Source organism: Melaminivora alkalimesophila (assembly GCF_000282995.1).
Taxonomy (GTDB): domain Bacteria; phylum Pseudomonadota; class Gammaproteobacteria; order Burkholderiales; family Burkholderiaceae_C; genus Melaminivora; species Melaminivora alkalimesophila.
Window position 1 is genome coordinate 1 of sequence record NZ_ALEE01000309.1, and the last position, 3,805, is coordinate 3,805.

The 3,805-nt window shown below is 66.6% G+C and carries 3 protein-coding genes; 2 read left to right on the top strand and 1 reads right to left on the bottom strand.

The annotated features are described in order from the left end of the window. Positions 1-315: metallophosphoesterase (locus A612_RS05785; protein ID WP_019373584.1), on the bottom strand; the 315-nt coding region annotated here is incomplete at its 3' end. Between the two features lie 302 nt (positions 316-617). Between A612_RS05785 and A612_RS05790 the strand changes: the two genes are divergently transcribed. Both A612_RS05790 and A612_RS05795 read left to right on the top strand, forming a co-directional pair. Continuing rightward, a complete protein-coding gene (locus tag A612_RS05790; RefSeq protein ID WP_040436197.1) occupies positions 618-920 on the top strand; it encodes an H-NS histone family protein in 303 nt (100 codons plus the stop codon). 313 nt (positions 921-1,233) lie between these two features. Continuing rightward, positions 1,234-3,805, top strand: a 2,572-nt coding sequence (locus tag A612_RS05795) for an aconitate hydratase (RefSeq protein WP_019373586.1), incomplete at its 3' end; no start/stop codon positions are given.

Below are 3,805 nucleotides of genomic sequence, written 5' to 3' on the forward strand. Positions count from 1 at the left end.
CTGCAGGCGCAGCCAGTCCAGCAGGGCGGCGCGGTCTTGTGCAGCCAGGATGCCGTCCAAGGTGTCGCGCCGCGACGGCGGGCGCACGCCATGGGCCACCGCGAGCAGGTGCAGGTCGTGGTTGCCGAGCACCGGCAGCAGGCTGCCATCGGCCGCCCGGCAGCGCCGCAGCACCGCGGCGGAATCGGGGCCGCGGTTGACCAGATCGCCCAGGAGGTAGGCAGTGTCCCGACTGGGCGAGAAGCCGATTTCGGCGAGCAGCCGCGCCAGCGCGTCGTCGCAGCCCTGGATATCGCCAATGCAATATGTGCTCATGAGGTCATGCGTTATTTGGGGGCAGGGCTTGCGGTGTCCGAGGCGGTGGATATACGTGGAAATACGCTTGCGTGACGCCCCGGTGCGTTCTTTCGCCCGCGTGCGGGCCGTTCAGCCCCAGGCAGGCAGGACCGCGGCGGCCGTTTCCCGCGCGCCATTGTGGCGCAGATTGGCGCCGCACTGGGCGCGAAACCCGAGAAAGCCCTGGGTGTAGATATTCACGACACAGGTATGCAGCGCCGCCCCGATGTATTTATAATCCGCCCCGCATGCATATCCATAACGTCCACTTGAATTCCACCGTGAACCAAGAAGCCAGCTATAGAGATCTCCTGAAGGAGCGCGAAGCCCTGGAGCAGCGCATCAAGGACGCGCGCCGCCGTGAGCTGTCCGCGGCGGTTGCAAAGGTGCGCGAACTCGTCGCCGAGTTCGAATTGACTCCGCAGGATGTATTCCCCTCGGGCCGCAGCACGCGCGCGACCTCCACCGCAGGCACGAAGGTGCCCCCGAAGTATCGCAATCCGGCCACCGGCCAGACCTGGACGGGCCGTGGAAAGCCGCCGCGCTGGATTCAGAACGAGGATCGCGAGAAATTCGCCATCTGAATACCTGCAAGTAGCGGGCTCACGGTGAAAAGCCGGGCGCTGCCATCGGTGGCGCCGCGGCAACTCCGGCCGATGTAGGGCCTCCAGCCCGCGGGCGTGTGCCAGACCGGCAGGCCTCGCGGGCCGGTGCCGGTCTTCAGGCTGCGTCCCTGCACAGGCCGTGCGGTACGGCGTGTGTAGGATAACAACCCCTTGCCGTGCAGGACGGCGCGCCGATCTTTCTTGGATGGGCGCCCAAGAGGTTTTTCACGTTGGCTTGGTGTGGCAGTGCTGACAGAATGGGGCGTTGTCGCCATCTCACTGGAGTTACTGCATGTCCTATCCAAGCCACGAAGAAACCTCCCTGCAAAGCGGCTCCCATCCCTTTGCATCCACCATCCAGCCGCTCAGTACGGCCACCGGTGCGCAGGGGCGCTTCTTTTCCCTGCCGGAGCTGGCAAAGCAGTTTCCCTCGGTGCAGCGGCTTCCCATTTCCCTGCGCATCGTGCTGGAATCCGTGCTGCGCAACTGCGACGGACGCAAGGTCACTGCCGAGCACGTGGCCCAGCTCGCCCAGTGGAGCCCGACCGGCGTGCGCAAGGAGGAAATCCCCTTCATCGTCTCGCGCGTGGTGCTGCAGGATTTCACCGGGGTGCCGCTGCTGGTGGACCTGGCCGCCATGCGCAGCGCAGCCGAGCGCCTCGGCAAAGACCCGCGCAAAATCGAACCGCTGGTGCCGGTCGACTTGGTGGTCGACCACTCCATCATGGTCGACTACTACGGCACGCCCGAGGCGCTCGACCTGAACATGAAACTCGAATTCCACCGCAACCGCGAGCGCTACGAGTTCATGAAATGGGGCATGCAGGCATTCGACACCTTCGGGGTCGTGCCCCCCGGTTTCGGCATCGTCCACCAGGTCAACCTGGAATATCTGGCGCCGGGAGTGCACCGCAGCAAGGACGGAGTGTATTACCCGGATACCCTGGTCGGCACCGACAGCCATACCACCATGATCAACGGTATCGGCGTGGTCGGCTGGGGCGTGGGCGGGATCGAGGCCGAGGCGGCGATGCTCGGCCAGCCGGTGTATTTCCTCACGCCTGATGTCGTCGGCTTCGAATTGACGGGCGAGCTGCGCGAGGGCGTGACCGCCACCGACCTGGTGCTGACCGTGACGCAGATGCTGCGCGAAGCCAAGGTGGTGGGCAAGTTCGTCGAATTCTTCGGCGAAGGCACGCGCTCGCTCTCCCTGCCCGACCGCGCGACCATCGGCAACATGGCGCCCGAGTATGGGGCGACCATGGGTTTCTTTCCCGTGGACGAGAAGACGCTCGAATACTTCCGGGGCACCGGCCGGGACGAGCAGGAAATCGCCGCGCTGGAGGCCTACTTCCGTGCCCAGGGGCTGTTCGGGGTTCCAAAGGCGGGGGACATCGAGTATTCGCAGATCGTGCGTCTGGACCTGGCCAACGTCACCCCGAGCCTTGCCGGTCCGAAGCGTCCGCAGGACCGCATCGAATTGGGCAGCGTCGCCCGGCAGTTCGCCTCGCTGTTCAGCAAGCCGATGTCCGAGGGCGGCTTCAACCAGCCGGCGGAGCTGCTCAAGACACGCCACCACGTGCAGCGCTCGGCCCTGGTGCCGGACGTGGTGCCGCAGGATCCGGAGACGCCCCCGGGCGCACCGCGTTTCCTGGCGGAGATGAAGCAGAACAAGCCGGCGCGCGAGATCATGCACGACGAGCGCGCCAGTGCCGCGGCCCTGCCTCCGATGGAAGGCGACCCGACCATCGGCAACGGCGACGTGCTGATCGCCGCCATCACCAGCTGCACCAACACCTCCAACCCCAGCGTGCTGCTGGCCGCCGGCCTGCTGGCCAAGAAGGCGGTGGAGGCGGGCCTGACGGTGCAGCCGCACATCAAGACCTCGCTCGCGCCGGGCTCGCGCGTGGTCACGCAGTACCTGGCCGAGACCGGCCTGCTGCCGTACCTGGAAAAGCTCGGCTTTGCGCTGGCGGGCTATGGCTGCACGACCTGCATCGGCAACGCGGGCGACCTGGCGCCGGCGATCAACGACGTGATCGCGCGCAACGACCTGGTGTGTGCCGCGGTGCTGTCGGGCAACCGCAACTTCGAGGCGCGCATCCACCCCAACATCAGGGCCAACTTCCTGGCCAGCCCGCCGCTGGTGGTCGCCTACGCCATCGCCGGCACCATGCTGCGCGACCTCACGACCGAATGCGTGGGGCGCGGCAAGGACGGCAAGGAGGTCTTCCTGCGCGACATCTGGCCCACCAGTGAGGAAGTCCACCAGCTCATGCACTACGCCATGAACGGCAAGGCCTTCCGCGAGAACTACGCGAAGGTGAAGACCGACCCGGGCGAGCTGTGGGGCCGCATCCAGGGCGTGACCGGCGAGGTCTATTCCTGGCCCCAGAGCACCTACATTGCCGAGCCCCCGTATTTCTCCGGCTTCACGCTGGAGGGCGCGAGCGGCGCGGCAGCCACGGGCGAGGCGATCCGCGGGGCGCACATCATGGCGCTGTTCGGCGACTCGATCACCACCGACCACATCTCTCCGGCCGGCTCGATCAAGGAGAGCTCGCCGGCGGGCGAGTGGCTCAAGGAGCATGGCGTGGCACGCCCGGACTTCAACAGCTACGGCTCGCGCCGCGGCCACCACGAGGTCATGATGCGCGGCACCTTCGCCAACGTGCGCATCAAGAACCTGATGATCCCGCCGCTGGAAGACGGCTCGCGCGAGGAAGGGGGCTACACCCTGTTCCAGGGCGATGGGCCACGGCGCGGCGAACGCATGTCGATCTTCGATGCCGCCATGCAGTACATGGCCCAGGGCCACGCGACGGTGGTCTTCGCCGGCGAGGAATACGGCACCGGCTCCCGCC